This is a genomic window from Salegentibacter salinarum, assembly GCF_900168115.1.
GTDB classification, from domain to species: Bacteria; Bacteroidota; Bacteroidia; order Flavobacteriales; family Flavobacteriaceae; genus Salegentibacter; species Salegentibacter salinarum.
Genome location: NZ_FUZC01000041.1, coordinates 1 through 1,348, shown reverse-complemented (window position 1 = coordinate 1,348; position 1,348 = coordinate 1). Strand labels below are relative to the sequence as shown.

Below are 1,348 nucleotides of genomic sequence, written 5' to 3'. Positions count from 1 at the left end.
AATCCATAGCTTCGGTAATATGTTTATGCCCGATTATTATCCATGCCGGACCGCTCGACTAGTGAGCTGTTACGCACTCTTTAAATGAATGGCTGCTTCCAAGCCAACATCCTAGCTGTCTGGGCAGTCCAACCGCGTTTCTTCAACTTAACATATATTTGGGGACCTTAGCTGATGGTCTGGGTTCTTTCCCTCTCGGACACGGACCTTAGCACCCATGCCCTCACTGATATAAAACATTTTATAGCATTCGGAGTTTGTCAGGAATTGGTAGGCGGTGAAGCCCCCGCATCCAATCAGTAGCTCTACCTCTATAAAACTATTATACCGCTGCACCTAAATGCATTTCGGGGAGTACGAGCTATTTCCGAGTTTGATTGGCCTTTCACCCCTACCCTCAGGTCATCCCAAGACTTTTCAACGTCAACGGGTTCGGTCCTCCACTATGTGTTACCACAGCTTCAACCTGCCCAAGGGTAGATCACACGGTTTCGCGTCTACCATTACCAACTTAAAACGCCCTATTAAGACTCGCTTTCGCTACGGCTCCACAGCTGAACTGCTTAACCTTGCTGGAAACGGTAACTCGTAGGCTCATTATGCAAAAGGCACGCCGTCACCCCGAAGGGCTCCGACCGCTTGTAAGCGTATGGTTTCAGGATCTATTTCACTCCCTTGTTCAGGGTTCTTTTCACCTTTCCCTCACGGTACTGGTTCACTATCGGTCTCTCAGGAGTATTTAGCCTTGGCGGATGGTCCCGCCGGATTCATACAGGGTTTCTCGTGCCCCGCACTACTCAGGATACCACTATCGTTACATTCTTTACCTATACCGGGCTGTCACCGTCTATGGCCAGGCTTTCCAACCTGTTCTAATTCTGTTTGTAACAAATATTGTGGTCCTACAACCCCATAAGGTCCGTAAACCTTATGGTTTGGGCTAATGCGCGTTCGCTCGCCGCTACTAGCGCAATCACTATTGTTTTCTCTTCCTCCGGGTACTTAGATGTTTCAGTTCTCCGGGTTTGCCTCCTTGCGGATGATATACCTTCAGTATACCGGGTTGCCCCATTCGGATATCTGCGGATCAACTTGTATGTGCCAATCCCCGCAGCTTTTCGCAGCTTATCACGTCCTTCTTCGCCTCTGAGAGCCTAGGCATTCCCCATACGCCCTTATCTAGCTTGTATGCTTCTTGCTTATGCTCGAATTCTTGTGACCCTAAAGTCACAAGGTATTCTATTAATATAATTAATTTACCTCGTTATAAAATTTAACTTCTATAACTGTAGTTTTCTCGTATTCTTTGTTTCTCAATATGTCAATGAACTTTTTTCCTCTCTAGCGA

1 rRNA gene is annotated in these 1,348 nt (G+C 46.9%); it reads right to left on the bottom strand.

The window, feature by feature from the left end:
• Nucleotides 1-1,190: ribosomal RNA gene (locus tag B5X53_RS18820) — 23S ribosomal RNA — on the bottom strand; the annotation flags it as partial.
• Between the last annotated feature and the right edge of the window lie 158 nt (nucleotides 1,191-1,348).